Annotated in this window: 23 protein-coding genes; 13 read left to right on the top strand and 10 right to left on the bottom strand. The window is 38.2% G+C overall.

The features are described 5' to 3' along the window. The first annotated feature begins 23 nt into the window (after positions 1 to 23). Complete coding sequence (locus tag HCU67_RS14375; protein WP_168553287.1) at positions 24 to 305, top strand: hypothetical protein; 282 nt, start codon at positions 24 to 26, stop codon at positions 303 to 305. Positions 306 to 324: 19 nt separating this feature from the next. On the opposite strand, the gene HCU67_RS14370 is transcribed toward HCU67_RS14375, so the two are convergent. Genes HCU67_RS14370 through HCU67_RS14355 form a run of 4 tightly spaced genes read right to left on the bottom strand, consistent with a single transcriptional unit; the run spans position 325 to position 3,341 of the window. Beyond that, positions 325 to 966: a DUF1361 domain-containing protein gene (locus tag HCU67_RS14370; RefSeq protein ID WP_168553286.1), complete on the bottom strand. Its 642-nt coding sequence runs from the start codon at positions 964 to 966 to the stop codon at positions 325 to 327. Between the two features lie 51 nt (positions 967 to 1,017). Further along, complete coding sequence (gene creD, locus HCU67_RS14365; RefSeq protein ID WP_345890717.1) at positions 1,018 to 2,385, bottom strand: cell envelope integrity protein CreD; 1,368 nt, start codon at positions 2,383 to 2,385, stop codon at positions 1,018 to 1,020. 51 nt (positions 2,386 to 2,436) lie between these two features. Next, positions 2,437 to 2,730, bottom strand: coding sequence for a winged helix-turn-helix domain-containing protein (locus HCU67_RS14360; protein ID WP_168553285.1), 294 nt, complete (start codon positions 2,728 to 2,730; stop codon positions 2,437 to 2,439). Next, on the bottom strand, positions 2,721 to 3,341 hold the full coding sequence (locus HCU67_RS14355; protein WP_168553284.1) for a hypothetical protein: 621 nt from the start codon (positions 3,339 to 3,341) through the stop codon (positions 2,721 to 2,723). Before HCU67_RS14355 ends, HCU67_RS14360 begins: the two co-directional genes overlap by 10 nt. Before the next feature lie 85 nt (positions 3,342 to 3,426). On the opposite strand from HCU67_RS14355, the gene HCU67_RS14350 reads away from it, so the two are divergent. Further along, positions 3,427 to 3,798 (top strand): DUF1801 domain-containing protein, encoded by a 372-nt coding sequence (locus HCU67_RS14350; RefSeq protein WP_168553283.1) that lies wholly within the window; start codon positions 3,427 to 3,429, stop codon positions 3,796 to 3,798. Here the strand turns inward: HCU67_RS14350 and kdsA are convergent. Beyond that, a complete protein-coding gene (gene kdsA, locus HCU67_RS14345) occupies positions 3,795 to 4,613 on the bottom strand; it encodes a 3-deoxy-8-phosphooctulonate synthase (protein WP_168553282.1) in 819 nt (272 codons plus the stop codon). The two genes, HCU67_RS14350 and kdsA, sit on opposite strands and share 4 nt — an antisense overlap. A gap of 70 nt (positions 4,614 to 4,683) precedes the next feature. Between kdsA and HCU67_RS14340 the strand changes: the two genes are divergently transcribed. The 3 genes from HCU67_RS14340 to HCU67_RS14330 all read left to right on the top strand — a co-directional run bounded on the left by HCU67_RS14340 (position 4,684) and on the right by HCU67_RS14330 (position 6,650). Further along, entirely contained in the window at positions 4,684 to 5,241 is a 558-nt protein-coding gene (locus tag HCU67_RS14340; RefSeq protein WP_168553281.1) for a hypothetical protein, read from the top strand. A 101-nt stretch (positions 5,242 to 5,342) separates the two neighbouring features. Next, positions 5,343 to 5,990: a hypothetical protein gene (locus HCU67_RS14335; protein ID WP_168553280.1), complete on the top strand. Its 648-nt coding sequence runs from the start codon at positions 5,343 to 5,345 to the stop codon at positions 5,988 to 5,990. 69 nt (positions 5,991 to 6,059) lie between these two features. Beyond that, entirely contained in the window at positions 6,060 to 6,650 is a 591-nt protein-coding gene (locus HCU67_RS14330) for a hypothetical protein (RefSeq protein WP_168553279.1), read from the top strand. Between the two features lie 4 nt (positions 6,651 to 6,654). Here HCU67_RS14330 and HCU67_RS14325 read toward each other — a convergent pair whose 3' ends face one another. Continuing rightward, on the bottom strand, positions 6,655 to 7,377 hold the full coding sequence (locus HCU67_RS14325; RefSeq protein WP_168553278.1) for a LytR/AlgR family response regulator transcription factor: 723 nt from the start codon (positions 7,375 to 7,377) through the stop codon (positions 6,655 to 6,657). Continuing rightward, positions 7,374 to 8,435 carry a sensor histidine kinase gene (locus HCU67_RS14320; protein WP_168553277.1) on the bottom strand — a complete coding sequence of 354 codons (1,062 nt, stop codon included), beginning with the start codon at positions 8,433 to 8,435 and terminating at the stop codon, positions 7,374 to 7,376. The genes HCU67_RS14325 and HCU67_RS14320 overlap by 4 nt, the downstream gene beginning before the upstream one ends. Before the next feature lie 287 nt (positions 8,436 to 8,722). Between HCU67_RS14320 and HCU67_RS14310 the strand changes: the two genes are divergently transcribed. From HCU67_RS14310 to typA, 3 genes are all read left to right on the top strand, one after another. Next, complete coding sequence (locus HCU67_RS14310) at positions 8,723 to 11,122, top strand: TonB-dependent receptor (protein ID WP_168553275.1); 2,400 nt, start codon at positions 8,723 to 8,725, stop codon at positions 11,120 to 11,122. A gap of 182 nt (positions 11,123 to 11,304) precedes the next feature. Beyond that, positions 11,305 to 12,396 (top strand): hypothetical protein, encoded by a 1,092-nt coding sequence (locus HCU67_RS14305; protein ID WP_168553274.1) that lies wholly within the window; start codon positions 11,305 to 11,307, stop codon positions 12,394 to 12,396. Positions 12,397 to 12,594: 198 nt separating this feature from the next. Beyond that, complete coding sequence (typA, locus tag HCU67_RS14300; protein ID WP_168553273.1) at positions 12,595 to 14,391, top strand: translational GTPase TypA; 1,797 nt, start codon at positions 12,595 to 12,597, stop codon at positions 14,389 to 14,391. Between the two features lie 3 nt (positions 14,392 to 14,394). Here the strand turns inward: typA and ppgK are convergent, their stop codons facing one another. Then, positions 14,395 to 15,156 carry a polyphosphate--glucose phosphotransferase gene (ppgK, locus tag HCU67_RS14295; RefSeq protein WP_168553272.1) on the bottom strand — a complete coding sequence of 254 codons (762 nt, stop codon included), beginning with the start codon at positions 15,154 to 15,156 and terminating at the stop codon, positions 14,395 to 14,397. Positions 15,157 to 15,249: 93 nt separating this feature from the next. Beyond that, positions 15,250 to 15,933 carry a cell division ATP-binding protein FtsE gene (locus HCU67_RS14290; RefSeq protein WP_168553271.1) on the bottom strand — a complete coding sequence of 228 codons (684 nt, stop codon included), beginning with the start codon at positions 15,931 to 15,933 and terminating at the stop codon, positions 15,250 to 15,252. 316 nt (positions 15,934 to 16,249) lie between these two features. Here HCU67_RS14290 and HCU67_RS14285 point away from each other — a divergent pair, with 316 nt between their 5' ends. The 4 genes from HCU67_RS14285 to HCU67_RS14270 all read left to right on the top strand — a co-directional run bounded on the left by HCU67_RS14285 (position 16,250) and on the right by HCU67_RS14270 (position 23,424). Beyond that, positions 16,250 to 19,261, top strand: a complete 3,012-nt coding sequence (locus HCU67_RS14285) for a tetratricopeptide repeat protein (RefSeq protein WP_168553270.1) — start codon at positions 16,250 to 16,252, stop codon at positions 19,259 to 19,261. Positions 19,262 to 19,277: 16 nt separating this feature from the next. Beyond that, positions 19,278 to 21,020, top strand: a complete 1,743-nt coding sequence (locus tag HCU67_RS14280; RefSeq protein WP_168553269.1) for a TonB-dependent receptor — start codon at positions 19,278 to 19,280, stop codon at positions 21,018 to 21,020. Positions 21,021 to 21,166: 146 nt separating this feature from the next. Continuing rightward, positions 21,167 to 22,270, top strand: coding sequence for an OmpA family protein (locus HCU67_RS14275; RefSeq protein ID WP_168553268.1), 1,104 nt, complete (start codon positions 21,167 to 21,169; stop codon positions 22,268 to 22,270). 83 nt (positions 22,271 to 22,353) lie between these two features. Further along, positions 22,354 to 23,424, top strand: a complete 1,071-nt coding sequence (locus tag HCU67_RS14270) for an OmpA family protein (RefSeq protein WP_168553267.1) — start codon at positions 22,354 to 22,356, stop codon at positions 23,422 to 23,424. A gap of 15 nt (positions 23,425 to 23,439) precedes the next feature. Here HCU67_RS14270 and HCU67_RS14265 read toward each other — a convergent pair whose 3' ends face one another. Beyond that, the gene (locus HCU67_RS14265; RefSeq protein WP_168553266.1) at positions 23,440 to 23,862 is read right to left on the bottom strand and encodes a carboxypeptidase-like regulatory domain-containing protein; all 423 of its coding nucleotides are present in this window, start codon (positions 23,860 to 23,862) and stop codon (positions 23,440 to 23,442) included. 201 nt (positions 23,863 to 24,063) lie between these two features. On the opposite strand from HCU67_RS14265, the gene HCU67_RS14260 reads away from it, so the two are divergent. Next, entirely contained in the window at positions 24,064 to 25,149 is a 1,086-nt protein-coding gene (locus tag HCU67_RS14260; protein WP_168553265.1) for an OmpA family protein, read from the top strand. Positions 25,150 to 25,342: the final 193 nt, after the last annotated feature.

Genomic DNA, 25,342 nt, shown 5'->3' with positions numbered 1-25,342 from the left:
TCCAAACTCATTTAGTTAGACAAGTGACGTTTAATTGGATATATACTAGAGAAGCCGACCATCACCAACGCAAGCGCTGTATAGACTTAGAATATCAGCTGAGGCCACGTATCATTAAATTTTTATTGGAACAATTTGATGATGATGAGCACAGTGATGAAAATTTTGCCGCATTTCATTTTGATGTTTATGTTGAGACTGCGGAGGTATATATGGCCCAAGATACACCGGTTAACTATTTGAATTCCATGGCTGACAGATTTGATACCATCTTCAATGGGGCCAAAAATCTTAGTTTGGCTTAAATAAATTCTTTTGTTCATTTTAAGAATCTTCCTTCACCCATTTTAAAAACCAAAAGGATAGACATAAAAATGACCCAAACGCTAGGGTCATCAACCAAACATATGGTTTTGCAAAACTGATTGCCATTTCCCTCAATAAGGTTTCCGTTTTAAATACAATATCCCATGAGTTGAATCGAAGAAACCGTCCCAAATACAGACCGTAACCTGTTGTAAAACAAATTACGATAAGTATCAGGTCACTTGCCCTTGAAACAATACGGGTCCTAATAAATTGATTGAAATCCAGAAGACTGAGCAAGCCAAAAAGCCAACCTGTTAGCGCAAAAACAAATACGATAAAAAGATCAAGCCAACGTTGGTCAGCAAAAGAGCTGTGCAAATGAACCAAATCGGTTATGAGATAAGGGGCATTTGGTAAAAAGAGCAGCCAAAACAGAAACAACAAAATTTGAAAAGCCTTTGGTATTCTGTAAATGCCATAAAACATAACGGTTTGTGTAATCAGATAGGGAATAATTGCTAAGATTAGATTCCAAGCGAGAAAGCCAAAGAAAAAAGACCCGGAAACCAATAGCCGAATAAAAATAAGCCCAAGACAAAACCCGAGGAGCAATAAAGGCATACGATAATAGCGTATAATCGGAACAACAAGTTGCATAACGTCAAATGATAAATTTAAATCCGGCCAGAGTTGACCGGATTCGATTAATTACTGGGCAAGGCTAGCTTGTTGACCTGACCAATCAATTCGTTTAGAGGTGAACATAATGATGGCCAGTATTACAAAGAGACCAATACTTCCCACCAAAAGGGCATAGTTTTCAAGCTGAATAATGACAAATATGAAACCGTATAGTGCGGTCATTGAACCGAAAATAAAAAGCGGAAATTTTTTGTTCTTTAAAATAGTTCGAGAATACAAGGTGATTAGCATCACTACTGAAACACCTGCTATCAAGTAAGCTACTAGGTAATTCTGATGTTCAGAAATAGAGAGTAAGAGCGTGTAAAACATTACCAACGCCAAACCTATCATCAAATATTGAAAAGGATGAATGTCTATTTTACTGATAATTTGAATCATAAGAAAGACAAAGAGGGTCAAACCAATAATCATCAATCCGTATTTGCTCGTACGTTCTGTTTTTTGGTAATCGTCAATAGGTATGATAAGATTGGTGCCAAAGGCGAAGGCTGTCAAATCGGGTAATTGGTCAAAAAACTGTTGGCCGAACTGGCGATTGGTCTCCAGTACTTTCCAATTGGCCTGAAAGCCATTTTCACTTATTTTCTTGGTTTTATCATCGGGTAGAAAATTACCAGTAAAACTAGGGGAGTGCCAATCAGAAATCATCGAGACTTTGGTCTCTTTACCAACAGGAATAAACTTTAGTTGCTCACTGCCATTTACCTTAAGATTTAATCGAAATTCAATCTCAGCATCTTTTATTGATTTGAGCTTTTTAAGATATCCACTTGACAAAAGACTCAGATAATTATCATCAAACTTAGGTTTCAATACCATATGTTCGTCCCCCAAGGTAACTACCAATTCGTCTTGAATTCCCTTTAGATTGGAAGTCTTGAAAATAATAGAGGCCTTTTCCCAGAGGATGTCTTTTTCAGGAATATCTTCTTGTGAAAAATCGAAATTAGTAAAGGTGCCATTCATAGCTATATCCGATGAATAGACTACAGATTCATAAATGCCACGTTCAAGAGGTTCAGTGTCTATCTTGCATTCAGCTTTGAAGGATGCAGGAAAAAAGTAAGCGGTATGAAGCACATCTTCATAGGTCTTTAAATATGTTTTTGACTTTTCATCATAGGTGCGTTTCTCGGTATATGTTTTATAAGGAATCCTAAGTATTGGTCCATAGAGCACAACCTCATTACCCCATTTTTGATTTATTTCACGAATGACCTCATGTTGGCGCGCACCTCGTTCGCGAATCAATCCTTTTACAAAACTTAAGGGAATGAGTAAGACAATCAATATAAATCCCACGGCTAACATTCTAGCAGTTATCGATGTTCTAAACCAGTTTCCGAATCGTTGTTTTCTTATAATCTCCACAATAATAGTTTAAAAGTACTTTGAAATACAAAGTAAATGAGTAAAATTTTTTTAATTCTTGTTTAATAGTTTTTCAAGGGCTTCAATATGCTTCTTGAATGCGTTTTTACCTACTCTAGTAGCCATGTATTTTGTATTGGGCTTTTTGCCCACAAATGACTTTTCAATTTTAATGTATTCGGCTTCCTCAAGCTTTTTGGTATGACTCGCCAAATTACCATCAGTGACTTCCAACAATTCTTTTAACCGATTGAATTCCACTTTGTCGTTCACAATCAAGATAGACATGATTCCCAGCCGAATACGGTGGTCAAAAATTTTGTTGATGTTATCAATCAGGCCCATGTTTTGCTACGCTCTTCCCGAATATAAATAAGACTTCCGTAAATAACATGAAGTAAACCAAAACCGATTACCCAAAACCAAAACCCGTAACCAGGAAAAGCGGCGCAAATAAGACCAAGAACGATTTCTGCTAAGCCCAGATATTGCACATTAGATAAGGTGTATTTTGAGGAATTCAATAGGGCCAAGCCATAAAATATCAACATCAATGAAGCTGTAAGCCCATAATGTTGACTGTTAAGTTTGATCAGAATATAAATACCACCGGTCATTAGGGGTACCAGAAAATGAAATAGCAACCTGCGTGTAGTTTCATCCCATATTTTTTCATTGTTCTTACGTGCTTTTCTGGTTGTCAGTAGAAATCCGGTTATAATACTTAAGATTGCCACACTTAGGAGTAATACAATGGTCATTTTAAAGTTCCAGCTGTGCAAGGTCAAGTATTCCCCTCTTGCAGGAAACAGAAAGAAATAAGCAATGACCGCTCCGCCAATGGCATATAAACCGGCCATGATTCCTGACAAACCACTGAGTGACAAAAAACGCGAGGAGCGTTTCATCATGTCTTTTATTTGGGAAATATCTTCAATGTATTTTTTAGAGTCCATTTTAAAAGTACTTTGAAAAACAAAGTAAATATATATTTTCCAATTGTGGTTACTTTTTTCGATAAAATGCAATTACCTTGTAAGTATGAACCCAGCTGAGGAATATATCTTAAACCAACCGGAACCGTATCGAAGCATGTTATTACATCTACGGTCGGTAATTGAAGTCGTTGTTCCAGATGTAAATATGAAATATAAATGGGGGATACCCTGTTTTTATGCGGAGAAGCATCCTATGTGTTATTTGAATGCCTCACACAAAGGAAAGTTTGTGGATATCGCATTTTGGAACTCGGCCCATTTGACCAAACATGTTGAACTGATGTATTCTGAAAAGCGAAAAGTGGTTAAATCATTTCGATATCAAACCCTCGAAGAAATCAATGATGAAATTTTGGTTGAGGTGCTTGAGGAGGTACACAGTTTAAAACACAAAGGTTTTTATAAGCGTAATTAGAATCCACTCACTACCTGGCGCAACGCCACCAAATCCGTCAACAATCTTTCCAGCAGACTTAAATCAAGCATATTGGCCCCATCACTTTTGGCGTTTGCCGGGTCAAAGTGCGTTTCCATAAATAAGCCATCCACTCCCGCTGCAATTCCGGCCTTGGCCATGGTGCCAATAAGTGCAGGTCGACCACCAGTCACGCCCGAGGATTGGTTGGGCTGCTGTAGGGAATGGGTAACATCCAATACCACCGGAGCGTATTGCTTCATCGTAGGAATGCCCCGAAAATCGACCACCATATCTTGATAGCCGAACATGGTGCCGCGCTCTGTAATCATGGCCTGTTCATTGCCCGTTTCAGTAATTTTGGTCACGGCATGCTTCATACTTTCAGGACTCATAAATTGGCCCTTTTTTATATTCACGACCTTACCAGTTTCAGAGGCGGCCACTAAAAGGTCGGTTTGTCGAGCTAAAAAAGCAGGTATTTGGAGCACATCTACATACTCTGCGGCCATAGCTGCGTCTGATTTCTCATGAATATCCGTTATGGTAGGTACTTCAAAAGTTTCTGATACTTTTCTCAGGATTTTTAAGGCTTTTTCATCACCAATTCCAGTGAATGAATCGATTCTGCTTCGGTTCGCTTTTTTGAAGCTTCCTTTAAACACATAAGGAATTTTCAACTTTTGGGTAACTTCCACAATATGCTCAGCAATACGCAGGGCCATATCTTCACCCTCAATGGCACAGGGTCCAGAAAGCAGGAAAAAGTTGTTTGAATCGGTATGTTTTAATTGCGGAATCTTGGCTAAATCCATCAAAAGAAATTTTTGCAAAAATACTATTTTACTGTCGCAGGTGTTATAGGTATGTCCTGAATTACCTACTATGCAAAAGTTGTTCTTGCTACTTGGGCTATTTTCCCTTCAATTAACCCTGGCCCAGTTCGGTAAAAATTGCGAACTACGGCAATTTAAAATCAATGCCATAAATCCTGGTGTGGAGTATGAAATGGCCTTGGGTGTCAACAGCACACTTGATTTAAGGGTAGCCTGGCAAGCCAGCATTGAACCGGCTTCTGAGAATGCCATTGAAGACTATGACTTCTTTCCTGCAATTACCCTACAAAATCGGTATTACCATAATTTTAATGGACGTTACCAAAGGGGTCGCCAGATATATGGCAATTCCGGTAATTATCTGGCCCCTTCCGTAGCTGTTTTTTCACCTGATGCAAGGTTAGTGGACAATCGCCCCGTTGATGGGATTCACGGATATGGAGGTCTGGTTTATGGAATTCAACGCAGTTTCAATTCCGGTTTCAGTTTTTCAATAGATGCTGGAGCAGGTTATTATGTTGGACCATTTAGAGGTGGAATTCAACCAATTATAAACCTAAGTATTGGTTGGATTGTCAGCGAAAAACGTTGGTGTATAGGTCGATAATTAGAACCTTATTATAACTCAACAATTTGCTTTGGGACAAACTGAAACTGATGCATGTTCAATGAAGATTTTATACCTTCAGAAGGTAAAGTTTCAATCGAATGAAAAAGAAAATAGATTGGTTAAACCATTCCCTAGAATTTTTTGTGGTAATCATCGGTATTCTTATTGCCTTTCAACTGGATAAATGTTCTGAGAATAGGAAGCTTGAAGAAAACCTCGCGGAGCACCGCACTTTTTTACTGGAGGAAACCAAGTCTAATCAATATTCACTCCGGTATGCGCAAAAGGCGGTTGCTTCAAGTATTGAAACTCTTGATTCAATGACCATGCTTATAAAGAATGGCGCAGAGTCAGAAATACTAAAGCAAATGGCATTAAAGCTATTTGACGATTCAGGATATTTTTACATTCGTAAAAATGCGTACACTACCCTAACTGAAAGTGGTGACATTCGTTTTTTGGACTTTGAGGAGAAAAAGAGGATTGTTTCCCTTTATGGTTATTACGATTGGACGGAATCAGTTCAATTAAGGTCTTTTGAAGGTGCAAATGAATATTATGAATACTTAAAGTCCAATGCTGATTTATACAATTCTCAAGCGCCAAGTCGTAAAATTTTTGAAAATAAGTTGTTCAATAATATTCTGGGTTCTTATAGGTATGCCTTGGTTGCAAAACAAGAAAAGTATAAAGATTGTGCCGAGGTAATCACCAAGTTTCTTGAAAATCAAGAACCAAACCCCTGAATTAAACTTTTCTTAAACTTCAAGGCACCCTAGCGCATTTCACTATTTTTCAGTTTCAAATCAACTGAAATGCGCAACCTATTCCTAATTCCAATTATTAGTGTGCTATTTATTGCTCCATTACAGGCACAGCGAATTCAAGAAAAAGGTATCGGCATCATCAATCTAGAACGGCATCAATTTACGGTTAACTTGCTGGGTCCTGGTTTTCGTTATGAAATTGGCATTATTCGAAATGTAACAGCATCCACCAGTTTTACTCCGGCTTTTGCCACCTATCAAGAGGGATATACTTTCGGATATTCATGGCATTTAAGATTACGTTATTACCATAATTTTAATCAACGATTGGATATCAATAAGAATGTGGTGGGGAATTCAGCGAACTATATTGCTGCCGCACGATCAATTTTCTTTGAACCCTTACAGCTTATTGACAATATGCCAGATACGGGCGATTGGGCCTTTGCGTTTTATGGAGGCGTTTATGGTATACAACGAACCAACCGTAAAGGATTCAATATAAACGCTGAAGTGGGCTATGGTTATATGCGTGGTGATGGACTGTTAAATGGTCATGGTCCTATGGTCCATATTACTTTTGGATGGGTGGCCACGAAACGAAAAAAGAAAAATTCGAACTTTCAAATCAAGAACTAAAGGCCTACAACATGATTTTCTTTATGGCCTCCATGTAGCCACGACTGACACGGACAACCTCTTCATTTAGCATGGTGACGTCGTAACTTTTTCCGTATTTGTTCAATTCCTTAACCTTGTCCAAATTGATAATAGAGGAACGATGGACCCTAAGAAATTTTTGAGGGCTAAGTTTTTGTTCCAAATCAGAAATTCCAAAATTGCTTAGTAAAATGTCTTGTCCAACATGAAGTTTAGAGTAATCACCATAAGCCTCAACCCATTGAATTTCGTCTACAGCTATGGTAATCAGTTTTTTGCTTTTGTTGACCAAAACCCTTGACGGATACTCGGTTTTATCCATTATCAACGATTCAGTGAGGTTGCCCAATTTTTGATTATCACCGTTAAGCCTTTCTATGGCCGATTTAAACCGTTCTTTTGTGTAGGGTTTTAATAAATAATCGACTGCATGAACTTCAAATGCTTTTAAGGCATATTCATCGTAGGCCGTTGAAAAAATAATATCAGGCAGTTCTTCCAAATAGGTTAAGACTTCAAAACCGGTCTTACCAGGCATTTGAATGTCTAAAAAGACTAAATCCGGTTTAAAACGGTTTATCTCGGAAATGGCATCAACCCCATTGTTTACTTCGGCTATAAGGACCAGATTTGGAAAGTCTTCCAGATACTCCTTGATAAGTTTGCGACCAGAGTTTTCATCATCAGCAATGAGCACCTTTTTCATATGGCAAATCTAATTTTTAAACCTTGTGGGTGATTGTCTAATATTTCCAGCTGACTTTGATACATTTTTTGCAATCGTAGTTGGGTATTGCTTAGACCTATCCCTTTACCAAACAAACTTTTTTTATCTGTAACTCCTTTTCCAGTATCCGCAATCTCGAATTTTAGTTTCCCCTCTTCTTTAAAAATAGAAATTGAAATTTCACCGCCCTGTAAAGTGTTTGATATGCCATGTTTTACCGAATTTTCGACTAAGGGCTGCAATAACATTGGCGGTATTTTCTCTGAATACAAGTTTTGAGGCACATCGATTTTAATGTTCAATCGTTCTTCAAAACGGGCTTTTTCAAGTTCGAGGTAGTTTTTAACGAATTCAAGCTCTTCCTCAAGGCTTACAAGTTCTTTTTTAGAAGCTTTTAATTGATAGCGAAATAAATCGGAAAGGGTCGCAATCATCCTCCTGGTTTTTTCTTGTTTTGGCGGTACCGATGCGTTTATGGTATTAAATACATTATAAAGGAAATGGGGATTGAGCTGTGCTTTTATTGCAGCCAGTTCACTTTTCAGGGCTGCTTGTCTAAGTTCGCCCTGCAGCTTGAGTTTTTTCTGATTTTCAATGAAGTACTCATATACATGAAAAATTGCAAATTGAATTTGATAAAAGAGGGCAGGGATGTAAATATCCCATATTTCCCCTGAACCATTTAAATGATAAAGACCTACGAATTCTGCAATATTGTAATAAGCATATTTAGATAACAAAACAAAAGAAGGAAGGAGTACTAGATGAGCGGAAATTCGAACCCATAAGGATTCTTTTCGAAGTCCCCGAAAAATGAACCACCAAATGGGTATGGTGAATAAAAAGAATACAATGTACTGTAGTCCACTGCTATCCATATATGCGACGAGATTAAAGAGTTCAAGTTTTGAACGTTTTTCCAAGGGGTAATTCAACCATATAACTATATGGTATGCCCATGAAGAGAAAATATAAAGTACGAGCAGTGCAAGCAGTTCTTTTACGCGAATTCCCCAAATAACTATTCTGTTCATCATTTAAATTTGAATTGAATTTAAAGACTTCTTGACCAAATCAATGCATGGTCATCGATGAATTGACCTATACACTGACGGATGGACCATTATTGAATATTCTGCACCTTAAAATTTCTTTAACAAGTAACTAAAGCTAATTTTTTGAGTATACAACAACGACAAGTGGTCCCCTAATAAGCTGAATGGCCCAGGTCAATTCATCTGCAAATAGGGCAACCCGTCGGCTATCCATTTTAAGTTTAAATGGATTGCGCCACATTTGCCTCGTAATCAAAAAACGAACAGTCATGAAAAACTTAGTTACTTCACTTCTTTTAGTATTCAGCATCACCTTGAGCGCCCAAACCATTAGTGGTAAGGTCGTTGAAGAAAACGATGAGCCGGTAATCTTTGCAGCAGTAATGCTTAACAGCCCACAAGATTCAAGTTTGGTAAAAGCAACAATTACGGCAGACCATGGCGTTTTTAAATTCGAAGGGATTGCACCCGGACAATACATATTGAAGATTACCAATATTGGCTATGCGGATTTTTCGAGGGCTATAACATACAAAGGAGATGTTTTGGATTTAGGAATCATTAATCTAAGTTCTCAAGCACAAAATTTGGAGGAAGTAACGGTGGTGTCTGAAAAGCCAATGGTACAAGTATTAGCCGACAAAACGGTTTTTAATGTTGAAAATACCATCAATGCAACTGGAACCAGTGCCTTTGAACTTTTACGAAAAGCACCAGGAGTCATTGTAGATAACGGAGGTAGTTTTATTGTTGAGGGAAAGACAGGTGTGCAAATTTTTATTGATGGAAAATTGTCGATACTTCAAGGGGAGGATTTGATAAATTTTTTAGAAAGCCTACAGGCGACTGATATTGAGGCCGTGGAAATAATCACCCAACCCTCTTCAAAATATGATGCAGCAGGTAATGCCGGAATCATTAATATAAAACTCAAAAAGGATAAAAGTCTTGGTACCAATGGTTCGTTTACTTCGGGCATAACAGTCGGTGATTTTGGGCGTACGAACTCAAGCCTCAACTTTAACAACCGCGAAAAAAAGGGAAATTTTTATGGTACTTATAGCAACCGATTCGGAAAAAGTACTGGGTTTATAGACTTGTTGCGCAGTCAGTTTGGCACCCAATTTGATTCGCGCTCTTCGAGCATTTATGATCGCAATACCAACAATATTAAATTGGGTTATGATTATTATATCAACTCTAAACATACCATTGGTACCATTGTAAATGGAAACTTCAATAATGGCTTTACCAATTCAACCACTCGAACTCCGATTAGGGACGTAGGTGCGATACAAAATGATAGTGTGCTCGTAGCATTGAACCAAAGACAAAATACCTCCTATAACATAAATGCCAATTTAAATTATAAATATGCCGATACCTTAGGGCATTCCATAAATGTGGATTTTGATTATGGTCGTTACAATAGCGAAAGGGATGCCTTACAGCCGAACACTTATTTTAATGGAGATGAGTCACAGGTTCTAAGTGAGCGAATTACTTTTCAGGAAACCCCAATTGATATAAACATTGCCACCATACAGGCGGATTATGAACAAAATTTCTTAAAGGGAAAACTGGGTGTAGGGTTTAAACTCTCATACATCAATACGGATAATACTTTTGACTTCTTCAATCAACTAAACGGACAAAATGTTCTAGATACCAATCAAAGTAACCAATTTGAATACCAAGAAAATATCAATGCAGCCTATTTCAATTACAATCGTAAATGGGGAAAATGGAATCTACAATTTGGTTTAAGGGTTGAGAATACTGATTCTGACGGTATTTTGACCAGCGAACAGCAAAATGCCGACGATAGGGTTCAGCGCAATTACACTGACTTTTTCCCTTCAGGAGGCCTAACCTATCATTTGAACCGAAAGAATCAATTTGCACTGACCTACAGTCGTAGAATTCAACGACCTAATTACCAATCACTAAATCCGTTTGAATACCAATTGGATGAGCTTTCCTTCAGCAAGGGCAACCCGTTTTTGCAACCACAGTACACTAATAATTTGAAGTTGTCGCATACCTTTAACTATCGACTAACCACTTCAATTAGCTATAGTAAGGTCACCGATTTTTTTGCTCAAGTTACGATAGCTGATACGCAAACCACTAATTTCTTGACCACCTTAAATGTGGCGGACCAAGAAGTGTATAACCTGGGTATTTCGTACCCCAAAAAGATATACGAATGGTGGAATGTTTATTTTAGTTTAAATGCCTACATCAGTGATTTTACAGCAACCAGCGATGAGTTTTTACCCGTACGTCAAGAAACCTTGAGTTTTTATGCCCAAAACACTTTTAACCTATCAAAGAAGCTAAGAATGGAGGTTTCCGGTTGGTATAGTTCACCATCTATCTGGGGGGGTACGTATCAAACAAAATCCCTTGGTTCATTAAACGTTGCCTTTCAACAAAAACTCTTTGATAATCGATTCACGGCGCGCCTTTCGTTCAATGATATTTTGTTTACTTCCCCATGGAGAGGGGTAACACAATTTGGGGATCTATTCATAAATGGAACTGGTGGCAGCGATAGCCGACAAGTTGCCTTTGCGCTAACTTATGATTTCGGACGAAATGAAATCAAAAAAGCACGCAAAAGAAATACCGGAATTCAGGATGCTCAAGACAGGATAGCAAATTAATACAAGTGTTGTTTGTGAGAAATTGAAATACAATTCTTACAATAAAATTTGTGTAATTATTCCTTTAATCCGATATCTGAGCCGTTCAAACGACTTTTTTGACATATCAATGGAAGAATTCATTGCTTTGCATCAAATAACTGGTTGAGTACCCCAAATCTCGCCTCTAAAACCTACTTGAAATGCTTCTAAGGAAATTCAATCCCTTATACCTATTCCTGTTATTAGTATCAATTGCTTCATGTGAAAAAGACGAAGTTCAAACTGAATGTATGGACTTTAATCTTGTGCTTAATGAAGAAGTAGAGCCGGGCTCCGATATTATGGTAGTGGCCGATGAACTTTTGTCATCTATTGAAGGCGCGACCTACACCTGGATCGTTGAAGAACAAGATGAAAAACACGAAATTTCTGGAGATTCATCTGCGCGATTAAACTGGAGTCCAAAAGTTGGTGAAACGCAGTTTTGTCTTATGGTCGAGCTACCAGGTTGCGATGGTTCAACGGCTTGTTTTACCTATACTTTGGATGCTATCGAAGATGAAGAAGTTTCTTCTTCAGAGGGTGCTAACTCAGAAGATTCCAATTCAGAAAATGACAATTCCAGCTCTTCAAATGGAGATTCTAACGAAGAGGAAAATACTGGCAATACGGAGGAGGAAAATGAAAACTCTGGCAGTGAAGAAGATAATGGGAGCAGTGAAGATGAAGACCCGAATTCTGAAAGCAATAATGAATCAGAAAATGGTGAGGAAAATAACACTGAAGAAAATAATAGTGGGGAAGATACTTCTTCATCTGAGGATGAAACCAATAACAACAGTGAAGAGGGAACAACCAACGAAGAAGAGGGTTCGACCGAAAGCGGTAATGAGAGTACCGATGAATCTACCAATGAAGGCACGGATTATTCTCCAAACTGTCTTGGTGACATGCAAAGAATATTCTTGACCAGTTGTCATTTTAGGATTGAAAGTTTTGTTCGGGACGGAAATGATGAAACAATTAGTTATACAAGCAACAATACATTAGTAAAATTCAATACTGATGGCTCTATGGATATGATGCGATTTACAGGTACAGCCAACGAAATAAGTGAATCTTTTGGATCCTGGGGTTCGTTATCTGAAACTTGCCAATTACAAATAAATCCATCGGAGGCATCTCATTTTAGTGGTATTTGGAATTTTGAATTCAGCGCTGATGGCAATACCTTACAATTGGTGATAGACGAGAACAATAAAGCTATCCTTGTGCGCAATTGTAATGGCTAGTAATAAATTGCATGCGGATTACAACTATTCGTGTGCAATTGAGTAGGGGTAAGAGAGTGAAAAATGGTCATCTATTCTATTTAGGTGGCCATTTTTGTATGCGTCATATTCACTTCATGGTCAATTGGCAATAAAATTTTCATTACCAACTTGTTACTCTATGATTTAACAGTACCTTTGCGCCCTCAAAATAAGGCCATGCAGAAGATTAAAAATATTGCCATTATTGCTCACGTCGATCACGGTAAGACCACTTTGGTAGACAAAATCATGTTTCATTGTCAATTGTTTCGTGAAAATGAAAACAAGGGAGACTTAATACTGGACAATAATGATTTGGAACGTGAAAGGGGAATTACCATCGTTTCAAAAAATGTTTCTGTGGTCTATAAGGATACAAAAATCAACATTATCGATACTCCTGGGCACGCCGATTTTGGTGGCGAGGTAGAACGAGTATTGAACATGGCCGATGGGGTGTTATTATTGGTCGATGCCTTTGAGGGACCGATGCCTCAAACACGTTTTGTACTGCAAAAGGCAATTGATTTGGGTCTGAAACCTTGCGTTGTTATTAATAAGGTCGATAAAGAAAACTGTACGCCTGAGGAAGTTCATGAGAAGGTCTTTGACCTAATGTTCGAGTTGGGAGCTGAAGAATGGCAGTTGGATTTCCCTACAGTTTATGGTTCTGCAAAACAGGGTTGGATGAGTGAAGATTGGCAAAAACCGAATGAGGATATTTCACCCTTGTTGGATATGGTGTTGGAGCATGTTCCTGAATTCGAACCATCAACAGGGAGTACCCAGATGTTGATTACGTCGTTGGATTTTTCTTCATTTACCGGTCGTATTGCCATCGGTCGATTAACCCGTGGAACTTTGAAGGAAGGGCAACAGGTGACATTGGTCAAACGAGATGGTTCACGTGTGAAGTCGAAAATTAAGGAAGTTTTTGTTTTTGATGGATTGGGCCGTAAAAAGGTTCAAGAAGTACAGACAGGTGATATCTGTGCATTGGTTGGAATGGAAGGTTTTGAAATTGGGGATACTGTTGCGGATTTTGAAAATCCGGAAGCATTGAAAACCATTGCCATTGATGAGCCTACCATGAGTATGCTTTTTACTATTAATGATAGCCCTTTCTTTGGTAAGGACGGTAAGTTTGTTACCTCTCGTCATATAAAAGAACGTCTTGAAAAAGAACTTGAAAAGAACTTAGCATTGCGAGTTGAAGAAACCGATAGTGCTGACAAATTCATGGTCTTTGGCCGTGGCGTTTTGCACTTATCCGTATTGATTGAAACCATGCGCCGTGAGGGTTATGAATTGCAGATTGGGCAACCCCAAGTAATCATCAAGGAAATAGAAGGGCAAAAATGCGAACCGGTAGAACAACTGTCCATTGATTTACCTGAAGAAGTTTCTGGTAAAGCCGTCGAGATGGTATCAATCCGTAAAGGAGAGATGGTGAGTATGGAGGCCAAAGGTTCTAGAATGTTGTGTGAATTCATTATTCCTTCTCGAGGTATTATTGGTTTACGTAACCAATTGCTGACAGCAACTGCGGGTGAGGCTATAATGGCGCATCGATTTTTAGAATATCAGCCTTACAAAGGTGAGATAGCAGGTCGTATTAATGGTTCTTTGGTTTCCATGGAAAATGGAACTGCAATTCCATATTCCATTGACAAATTACAAGAACGTGGTAAGTTCTTCATTGATCCAGGAGAGGATATTTATGAAGGCCAGGTAATTGGTGAGAACAGCCGTCAAGACGATATGACAATCAATGTGACGAAAACCAAGAAATTATCAAACGTACGTTCGGCAGGTGCAGATGATAAAGCAAAGATTGTACCCGCAATCAAATTTTCGTTAGAAGAGGCACTCGAATACATCCAAAAAGATGAATTGGTTGAAGTTACACCAAACCACTTACGCCTTCGTAAAATTTATTTGAAGGAAGTAGATCGAAAAAGAAATAAGGAGTAAAGTTTAAAGCTGCAAATGCCCATGATGCTTTTCATGTAGGCAGGCTGATGCTGCCCCAATGATTCCAGCATGGTTCATTAATTCAGCTTTAATCACTTCGGTATTAATATTGATTCGGTGTTCAAATTCATGCCATTTTTTGGAAATTCCTCCACCGACAATTATTAAATCAGGATTGATCAACAATTCTACCAAGCCGAGAAATTTGTTGAATCGTTTTCCCCATTTATCATAGGATAGACCCTCTTGCTCGCGAGATCTTGAAGAAGCCCAAAGCTCTATTTTTTCGAATTTCTTATAGGGTATTTGTCCTAACTCAAAGTTTGGTAAAAGCTTACCATTAAAAAAAGCTCCACTACCAAGACCAGTACCCACCGTCACAAAAATGACCAATCCTTCTTTTCCTCTGCCAACACCATAATTCATTGAGGCATAACCAGCGGCATCAGCATCGTTGATTACGGTAATTTCCCTGCCACTGACACGAGTAAAGAGTTCTTCAACATTCACACCGACCCAGCTTTTATGAAGATTTCCGGGTGAGGTGCAAACTCCGTTTTTTACGATTGTCGGAAATCCACAACCAATTGCTCCTTTGTATTCGAAATGGTCGGCCAATTGTTTTATGACCTTAGCCATTTCTTTTGGTTTTTTTGAGGTTGGAGTTGGGATTCGGTGACGTTCAGATAACATTTCACCTGTTTCAGCATTCACCAGTGCAGCTTTCATACCTGATCCGCCGATATCAATACCTAAGAGTTCCATAGAACAGATTAAATTTTAACAAAAGAAATAAAAAAGATTTAATGAGGCCTACTTTGTAGTTTGTGAGGTGGTTTTCAATACCATAACGCAAAATTAGACCGCACGTTGTACAACTTCGAACATTTTACTGTTATCGCATTTAATTGTTTTCTGTGGAAACTTTAAAATCAACGCATAATCGTGGGTTGCCATAATTATGGTTCGACCACTTTTATTGATTTCCTGAAGTACCTTCATGACTTCAACGCTGGTCTGAGGGTCAAGATTTCCCGTAGGCTCATCTGCCAAAATCAGTTCGGGATCATTCAAAAGTGCCCTTGCAATCGCTATACGTTGTTGTTCGCCTCCTGAAAGCTCATGAGGGAATTTAAAACCCTTTGTTTTCATATCAACCTTATCCAATACCTCTTCAATCTTTTCCGCCATTTTAGAATCATCCGTCCAACCAGTGGCCTTTAGCACAAACTTTAAATTGTTGTTTACATTTCTATCGGGCAGAAGCTTAAAATCTTGAAAAACAATTCCAAGTTTTCGTCTTAAAAAAGGAATATCATCCTCAACCATTTTACCCAAATCAAAATCTACTACATGGCCTTCACCATCGCGTAAGGGTAAATCCCCATAAAGGGTTTTCATAAAGCTACTTTTACCACTACCAGTTTTTCCGATGATGTATACGAATTCCCCTTTTTCCACCTTCATGGTGATATTGCTCAAAATCAAATTGTCTTCTTGAAAAATGGCAACGTCTTGAAGTTTTACAATGGTTTCGGGCATTTTATTTGGGTTTCAAGTTTTTATTAGTCCGAGGTGCATATCTCTATTTAGTAGTTTTGATTGCTAATAAGAAAACAAGAATCCCAGACTTCATCAAAAATACAACTCAAAAAAGAAACATAAATTCGAATTCTTGCTGATTGAATTGAGGAACAAAATACTTTGGCGCGAATTTTGACGTTATCTTAATGAATTTGGAAAAACTTCTACACTAAATAAGATTCTGTTTTAAAGACAACACCCTTTGTGGTGGTCTGAACCAATTAAACCGGATTTTTAATATCAGATTCAAAATCAATCGGAACACCTATATAAAATGAAAAGAAAGCTTTCCTTTTTTTCGTTGGTCATATTTGTTATTTCAAACGGATTTGCTCAGGCAACGGAAGTATATCAGCACGAACGAAAACAATTTCAGGACGCCCTGGCCCTTTATAACAATCAGCAATATCAGGCTGCACAAGTTCTTTTTGATGAGGTGAATGCCTCGACAAAGGACTATGAGACCCAAGCTAACAGTGCCTACTATTCAGCGAATGCTGCTATTCGTTTGGGACAACGCGGTGCAGACCAAAAAATGGAGGATTTTGTAGAACGGTATCCTACTTCTACCAAGCGAAACTCTGCATTTATGGATGTGGGCGACTATTATTTTGAAACCGGTAAATATCCTAATGCCCTAAAGTGGTACAAAAAAGTAGATCAGGCTTCAATGGCAAATAGCGATTTGGAGCGATTTAACTTCAATACGGGCTATGCGTACTATTCGTCAAAAAGACCAGAAGAGGCCGAAAAGTATTTGGGTAAGGTTCGCGATTCTGAAAAATTTGGTAGTCAAGCAAAATACTATTTGGGGTATATAGCTTATGAGCAGGACGATTACGCAACAGCGAACGAAAGTTTTGACCAAATAAATGATCCTAAAGTTCTTGAAGAAAAATTGGCTTACTATCAGGCCGACCTGAATTTTAAATCAGGAAATTTTGAAACTGCCATTGACATGGCAAAAAAACAAATGTCAAAGGCTGACCGAAGGGAACAATCAGAACTGAACAAAATTATTGGGGAAAGTTATTTCAATCTACAACAGTATCAAGAGGCCATACCTTTCTTGAAGCAATACCAAGGTAAGCGAGGAAGATTCAGCAATACTGATTTTTATTTCTTGGGATATAGTTACTACAAGCTTGATAATTATGAACAGGCAATTGGGCAATTCAACAAAATAATTGACGGGAACAATGGGGTTGCCCAAAATGCCTACTACCATTTGGCGGAATGCTATTTAAAACTTGATAAGAAATCAGAAGCCTTGAATGCATTTCGAAATGCTTCTCAAATGGAATTCAATGCTGATATTGAGAAAGACGCATGGTTGAATTATGCAAGATTGAGTTACGAAATAGGTAATGCCTATGAGCCGGTGCCTGAAGTAATGATGGCCTATTTGGAAAAATACCCGAATGATGAACATCAAAATGAAATACAGAACTTACTTGTCGATTCTTATATTACCTCTCGCAATTTTGAAGGGGCCATGGAGCTTCTCGAAGAGAATGAAGAATTCGCCAGCCCTGAAACCTACCAAAAAGTCGCCTTTTACAGAGGGGTCGAACTCTTCATGGATGGGGACTACGAGGGAGCAATAGCTCGTTTTTCAAAATCCCTTAAGAAAGGGGAGAACCAACAATTTAAAGCTCGAGCACAATTCTGGAAAGCAGAATCAGCCTTTAACTTAAACCGTTTTAAAGCAGCAATTGAGGTGTATCAAGATTTTAAGAGGAACTCAAAATCCAAGGATTTAGAAGAGTTTAAAAATTTGGATTACAGTCTCGGTTATTGTCATTTTAAGTTAAAAGAGTATAAGAAATCCGTTCCATTTTTTAAAAATGTGACCAATACTATTGACGCTAGTCAAGATATGGTTGCTGATAGCTATGTCCGGTTGGGCGATGGATACTTCGTAACGAGTAGCTATAAAAACGCAATAGCAGCATATGAAAAAGCTTCAAAAATGAACGGTGCAGAGCGCGATTATGCAGCTTTTCAAAAGGCGATTAGTTATGGCTTTTTAGGAAACGACACTAAGGAAATTGAAGAATTGAGCAGTTTTTTGAATTACAACCCTAAATCATCATATAGAGATGATGCCTTATTTGAATTAGCGAATACGCAAGTAAAAAAAGGAAATGAACAGTTGGGTTTGGAAACCTATGATCAGTTGATTTCTGAATACAGCAGAAGTAAATTCGCTCCTAGGGCCATGCTTCGCCAAGGGCTTGTACATTATAATGCCAACAGGAATGAACAGGCCTTACAAAAATTCAAGAGTGTTGTAAGCGAGTACCCCAATACCCAAGAGGCGAAACAAGCTGTGGGTCAGGCAAAATTGGTATATGTAGATATGGGTCGGGTCAGTGAATATGCCGCTTGGGCCAGAAACCTTGATTTCGTTGAGGTCTCTGATTCTGAACTGGAAAATGCCAGCTTCGAAGCCGCAGAACAAAAGTATGTTGAAGGAAATTCAGAAGCTGCAATACGAGGTTATGAGGATTACTTGAAGGAATTTCCTAATGGCGTACAAGCCACTAAAGTAAGTTTCAATTTGGCCCAGTTGTATTTTGCAAAGGGTGAAAAAAATAATGCCTTGTTGCATTTTAAAACCGTGGCCAATAGCAATGGTGAATATACAGAACAAGCCTTGACCCGGGTCTGTGAAATATATGTAGGCCAGAATCAGTATGATGCCGCTTTCCCTTATCTGCTTCGTTTAGAGCAAGAAGCTGAGATTAGTCAGAACCGAACCTTCGCTTTATCAAATTTGATGAAGGGGTACTATGGGAAAAAGGATTATCAACAAACCTTATCCTATGCAGAAAAAGTTTTGAATGCGCCCAAAATCGATAATAGAATTAGAAGCGATGCCCAAATTATGATTGCCCGTTCAGCCATTGAGACGGGTAATGAGCAATTGGCTGAAACTGCTTTCGCAGAGGTTAAGAAAATTGCTTCCGGAGAAACAGCGGCAGAAGCTTGGTACTATGACGGTTATTTCAAGAACAAGAATGGTAATTATGACGGCTCAAATACAGCCATTCAGAAATTAGCTAAAGACTATGCAGCCTATAAACAATGGGGTGGTAAAGGTTTGGTCATCATGGCTAAGAATTTTTACGCTCTGGGTGATGTGTTTCAGGCGACCTATATCCTAGAAAGTGTAATTGAGAATTTTTCTGAATACCCCGAAATCACGGCCAATGCCCAAGGAGAGTTGGCGTTGATAAAATCACGTGAAGCACAAACCAATTCATCAATCAATCAGAACTGATCCAAACGAGAACATCATGAAAAAATACCTCTTCACTCTAGTACTTTTGAGCCTTATTGGTCGGGTTTTTGCCCAAGAGACCAATGACATTGGCACTGAAACGGTAACGGTTACCAAATCGTATTCCCCTACCGTTTCTGATGCCTTTAAGATTAAGTTGTCGCCGAAAATGAACGATTCCATTGTACTACAGAAGAAACCCATAACATACAGCATATTTTCGGTGCCGGTTGCTTCAACATTTACACCAGCTAAGGGTAAAGCTGCAACAGTGGAAAAGACACCCCCGCCTACGCTTTACAATTCCTATGCATCCATTGGATTAGGAAACTTTAATAATGCTTTGGTTGATTTCTACACCAGCCGCGAAATAAATAGACGAGAAGATTTTTTTGATGTTGGATTGACCCATCATTCTTCACGAGGCGATATTGCTACCACGCCTTTGGAAACAAATTTCTACAATACTGATTTGGACGTTTCCTACACCAAAAGAACCCGTGATTTGGATTGGGGTGCTAGCGTAGGCTTAGAACATAAACTATACAATTGGTACGGTTTGGAAAGTGGTGCTTTTACCCAAGACCAGGTATTGGCGATAGACGAGACACAGAATTATTTCATGGGGCAGGCCAAGGCCCACCTTAATCTAGAAGACTCACCATTTACAGGGGGTGAATTGGTACTTAGAAGGTTCTGGGATGCAACGGAGTCTTTTGAAAATAGAGCAATCATTTCACCATCGGCTGAACTACCTATTGCAGAAGAGTGGATAACAATTGACGGTCGATTGGATTATGTTGGAGGTACTTTTAAAAATTCGAATCTGAACCAAACCCAAAATACTGGTGAAAACTCGTACGGATTCGCTCAATTTGCACTTAATCCAAGCATCCTTATCCTACGTAATGAGCTTTCAGTAAATCTAGGGGCCAATTTTGTTTATGGAATGGATTTGGAGAACAACAATGGTAATTTTTATATCTATCCTGCTATAACGGCGTCCTACCGTTTGGTTGATGAAACCGTCATTGCCTACGGCGGATTGGAAGGTGACCTTCATCAAAACTCTTATTATGAATTGGTAGGTGATAATCCATATGTCTCCCCAACACTTTTAATTCAGCCTACTGATACCCAGTACAACGGTTACGTCGGGCTAAAGGGACAATTGTTACCAAATCTTGGGTATAATGTAAAGGCTTCTTATGTCACCGAGAATAGAAAACCATTGTTTCTTTTAAATCCTCAAAACCTTTTTAGAAGTGAGGAGGGTTACGCATACGGAAACTCGTTTCAGGTATTTTATGACGACCTAAAAACCATCGGCTTTTTTGGGGAATTGAACGTTGATGTCAATCGCGATTTCACTCTAGGTCTCAATGCAGAATTCTACTCTTTTAACACGGAAACGGATAATCCAGCTTGGAACCTACCACAATTAAAAGGTTCGTTATTTATGGATTACCAAATAGGGAAACAGTGGTTCTTCGGGGCTAATCTATTCTATGTTGGTGAACGGGAAGATTTGAGGGCTATCGTAATTGAGAGTGTTTTACCAAATGAGTTTCCATCTGAAACCGTTACCTTGGAAGGATTCTTCGATGCCAATGCGCATTTGGGGTATCGGTTTAATGACCAATTGTCCATATTTGCTCGCATGAGCAATATTGCGAATAACAACTACCAGCGCTGGTACAATTTCAGGGTTCAAGGCTTTCAAGCATTGGCAGGAGCTTCTTATAAATTTGATTTCTAAAGCGTTGAAGGATAGTTTTCTCTGCTAAAATCTTTTAGTATTTGTAGAAAGATAAATCCGATTGGTCTATGCTACACGGTTTCCGACCGATATTACAAATTTGAAGTAAAGAATAGTTGCTAAATTAAGGGCTATACTTTTTTGCTTTGAAACTAAAATACCTCTTTGTTCTATTTATTACCCCGCTTATTCTTTTAGGTCAGAACCTTGTAATTAATCCAAGCTTTGAGGAATTTATAAAGTGTCCAGAGAAAATCAGTAACCTATCTGAAGATACTATAGGTTGGAGTGCTCCTACTTTAGGTACCACAGATTATTTTAATAGTTGTAGCGATACGGCAAGCATACCTCAAAATTTTGTGGGTAATCAAGCGGTTAAGTTCGGAAATGGTTATGTTGGGTTTTATTTAAAAGCTCCTAACAATTACAGGGAGTATATACAAGGCGAATTGAAATCTACCCTTGAAAGAGGTAAGAAATATGCTGTTTCATTTTATATAAGTTTGGCCGAATCCTCTAAGTATGGTCTAAATGAAATTAATGTTCTTTTTTCTGAAAATCAACTGAAAACCAACGATGAAAAGTTCTTAAAGTTGAAACAATTAAGGGAGGAGAAAAAAGTGATGAATCTTTCCAGTATCAAAAATTACAAGTATTTTTTGAATACTGATGATTGGGTTAAACTTGAAACAGAAATAGTAGCGAAAGGCACTGAAAATTATATACTTATAGGTAATTTTCATACAGACGAACATACGGGTATCAGAAAATCAAAAGGTTCAAAAGAGGTGGCTTATTATTATTTAGATATGGTTTCTGTCACCCAAATTCCAAGTGAACAAAGTTTTGAACATATTCAGATGGATAAAACCTATGTTCTAAAAGACGTGAAATTCGCAACGGACTCTTTTGAATTAACAAAAGCTTCAAAACAAATTTTAAATCGATTGTATTTGCGCTTGAATGAAGAAAAAGACTCTTTTTTAACTATACAGGCACATACCGATAATGTCGGAGCCATTGACTATAACGTAACCTTATCCAATAATAGAGCCAAGGCAATTTCGGAATATTTGATAGCCAAAGGCTTCCCAAGCAATAGAATACAATGGATTGGCTATGGTGAGCTAAAACCTAAGCAAACCAATGAAAGTGCAGCAGGGAGACAAGAAAACCGAAGGGCTGAATTTAGGTTAAGCAAACAATCTTTTTCTTCTACCGTAATTGCCGACGATGATTCTGAAAATTAAGTAGCGGTATTCAAGACGGGCTAAATGAATTTGAAAATCAACCTCTCTTTCATTTAAAATCTCACAATCAGTAATTTTGAGATATGAAAGTTGCCATTCAAACTTTTATATTCTTGATTTCGACCACGGTTTTTGCACAAAACTTGGTGCAAAATCCAAGCTTTGAAGACTTCATTGATTGCCCTAACGCTCTTGGAACTTTTTCAAAACATGTAAAGTATTGGAGTACCCCTACAGCGGGTACAAGTGATTATTTCAATAAATGCAGCGTTATCATGGGTGCACCCGAAAATTTCAATGGTGAGCAAGAACCCATTGATGGTAGGGCTTATGCAGGTATTTATTTTTACGCTCCAGCAGACTACAGGGAGTATGTGCAAAACCAGTTGCGGTTTACCTTAAGAGAAGGTTTGGAATACGAACTTTCATTTTACGCGAGTTTGGCCGAAGGCTCAGATTTTGCCATTAAGGATTTTGGTATTGTGTTGAGTGAAGGCAAGTTCTCGGGCAGCACCAAGCAAGTACTTTCCAAAGGCAGAATGTATAAGACCAATCAACGTTTCCAATATTTTGAAGTACAGCATGATGAATTTCATGAGAATAAAAGCAATTGGTTCAAGGTCAAATTGGTGTTTAGGGCCAAAGGTTTTGAACGTTTCCTTTCGATTGGCAATTTACGTGACAATAAAATGACGAGAAAAGTGCAAACTAAGCGAAGGCAAAGTAAAAAAGGAGCCTACTACTATATTGACAATTTGAGGTTAACAAAAATAGGTGGAGAAACCAGCCCTTCAGACCGGCTGGAAAAAGATTCATTATACGTATTAAGACATGTAAACTTTGACTTTGACAAATATGAATTGACACCTAAAGCCGTACTTGAGCTTGAACGTATTCTAGAACGACTTCTTGAAGCCCCAAAATTGCAATTACAAATTCATGCGCATACAGATGACTTAGGTTCACATGAATACAATAACGACCTTTCTAAATCTAGGGCCAATAGTATTGCCGATTTTTTTGTCTTGAAAGGAATTGAAAAGGAGCGTATTCATTGCTTTGGGCACGGCAGTACAAAGCCTTTGGTGGAGAATTCAACGGAAGAACAACGAAAACAAAATAGAAGGGCTGAATTTATATTTAAATCCAACTGAATTTTAAACAATCGATTAGAGTCTTAATGAGAAGTTCAAAAGGTCATTTTTTAAATAACTGAATGCCAATTGACCCTTCTCTTCAAAATCAAACCTTCGATTCAAGTTAAGACCGTTGCCGTCTTCCAGCAGTTTATTGAGGTCAATATCGTAGGCCAGGGTGATATTACCTGCATTTCCTCCATCTAAAACATAATAGGTCTCTGTTAAGAATCCCTCACAAGAAATCTTGATTTTCCAATAAAAATCGGTTTCACTTGAAATGGAGAATGATCCCTGGTAGTCTGTAAAAATTTCCGTCGGGGAGTCTTCCATGGTAATCTTGGCTTTATTTACCGGAAGGCCTAGTTCGTCCACGATTGTTCCTGTTACCTTGTGCTGGGCAAGGCATGAAAAACAGGACAAAACTACCACAACAAGTATAGTTTGTCTTAACATTTTTAGTAAGATTTGGGGTAGTAGAACGCATCCAAAAGGTCAATATTGTTGGCGCCATATGCTTATTCGATGAAGTGAAAAAATCCATTACAACGAGCGTTTCACAACATAAATGCCCTGTTAAACAACAAAGTAGGATAGAAAAAACAAGATTTGGGCAATTACTTCCGTTAACGTAGACGTCAACAAATCTTATCCACTATGAAACAAAAAACTACTTTGGGTATTTTATCCCTATTGCTTTTTTGCAACCATGTTTTTTTTGCGCAGAATTTGATAACGAATCCTGGATTTGAAGAAATTCAGGAATGCGATAATTGTGAAAAGACCTTATCCTTTAATTTATTGGATGTCTCTTCGCCTACATCTAGTTCAACAGACTATTTTCATTCCCACTTAGCCAAAGACAACAGTGCTCCCAACAATTTTAAAGGGGTTCAAGAGCCAATGGAGGGAAATGGATATGTAGGTGCCTACATGTATGCCATGAATGATTATCGTGAGTATTTACAATTGAATACCACGAAAACTCTTAGAGAAAAACACCCTTACAAAATCAGATTTAAGGTTAGCCTAGCCGAAACTTCAAAGCTTGCCTTAAAGAATTTATCGATTGTATTGGTAAACAAGAAATTGAACATACCAAATAGCAAAGTGCTAACGAGTTCGAGGTTGGATTTGGTCGAGGGTCTTCAATTTCATGAAGTTGCTGTAACTGCCGACAAATCAATGTCAGATACTGAAGAATGGATTACCCTTACCGCCGAGTTTGAGGCCAAAGGGTTTGAAAATCATATTCTAATCGGAAATTTCAATTCTAATATTGATACCAAATTGATTAAAGCGCCGGAACAAATTAGTACCAGTGATTTTGCCTACTATTTTATTGATGATTTTGATATGGAAGAACTTCCAAGAATCAACTATGAAAAGGACAAAATTTATGTAATGGAAAGAAATCCATTTGAGCCAAAAGGTTATGAATTGGACAGGGCTGCAAGGGCAAGTGCAGAAAAAATCTTTAAGTACTTAAAGGAAAATGCAGAAGTACAGATGAAGATAACAGGTCATTCTGATGGCTTGGGAAGCCCTGAATACAATAAATTCATATCTTCTTTAAGAGCAAGGGCAGTAGCGCTTTACCTTAAAAAAATGGGAATAAGTGATGACCGAATTGTATGGGAAGGTATCGGAGACACTAAACCATTGGGTAATGGAAACGTAAAATCAGGGGGTATTGCCAACAGTCGTGTTGAATTTGTAATGACCGATTATCAAGAAAAATAATATCCACAGTCAATTGTTTGTTTGGGTTAGAAAGCGCCCTAAACGAAGAATTTTAAACCCCTAACAATTTAATTGTTAGGGGTTTTTTATTTAAAAACAAATGGCTTTATGTTCCAATTTGGGAATCTCGCTCTATAGAAAACCTTTTCTCATAAGCATTGTTTATAACGACGGTGGGGAAGAAAACATGGCA

Source organism: Croceivirga thetidis (assembly GCF_012272815.1).
Lineage (GTDB): Bacteria > Bacteroidota > Bacteroidia > Flavobacteriales > Flavobacteriaceae > Croceivirga > Croceivirga thetidis.
This window is presented reverse-complemented; position numbering and strand designations above follow the sequence as displayed.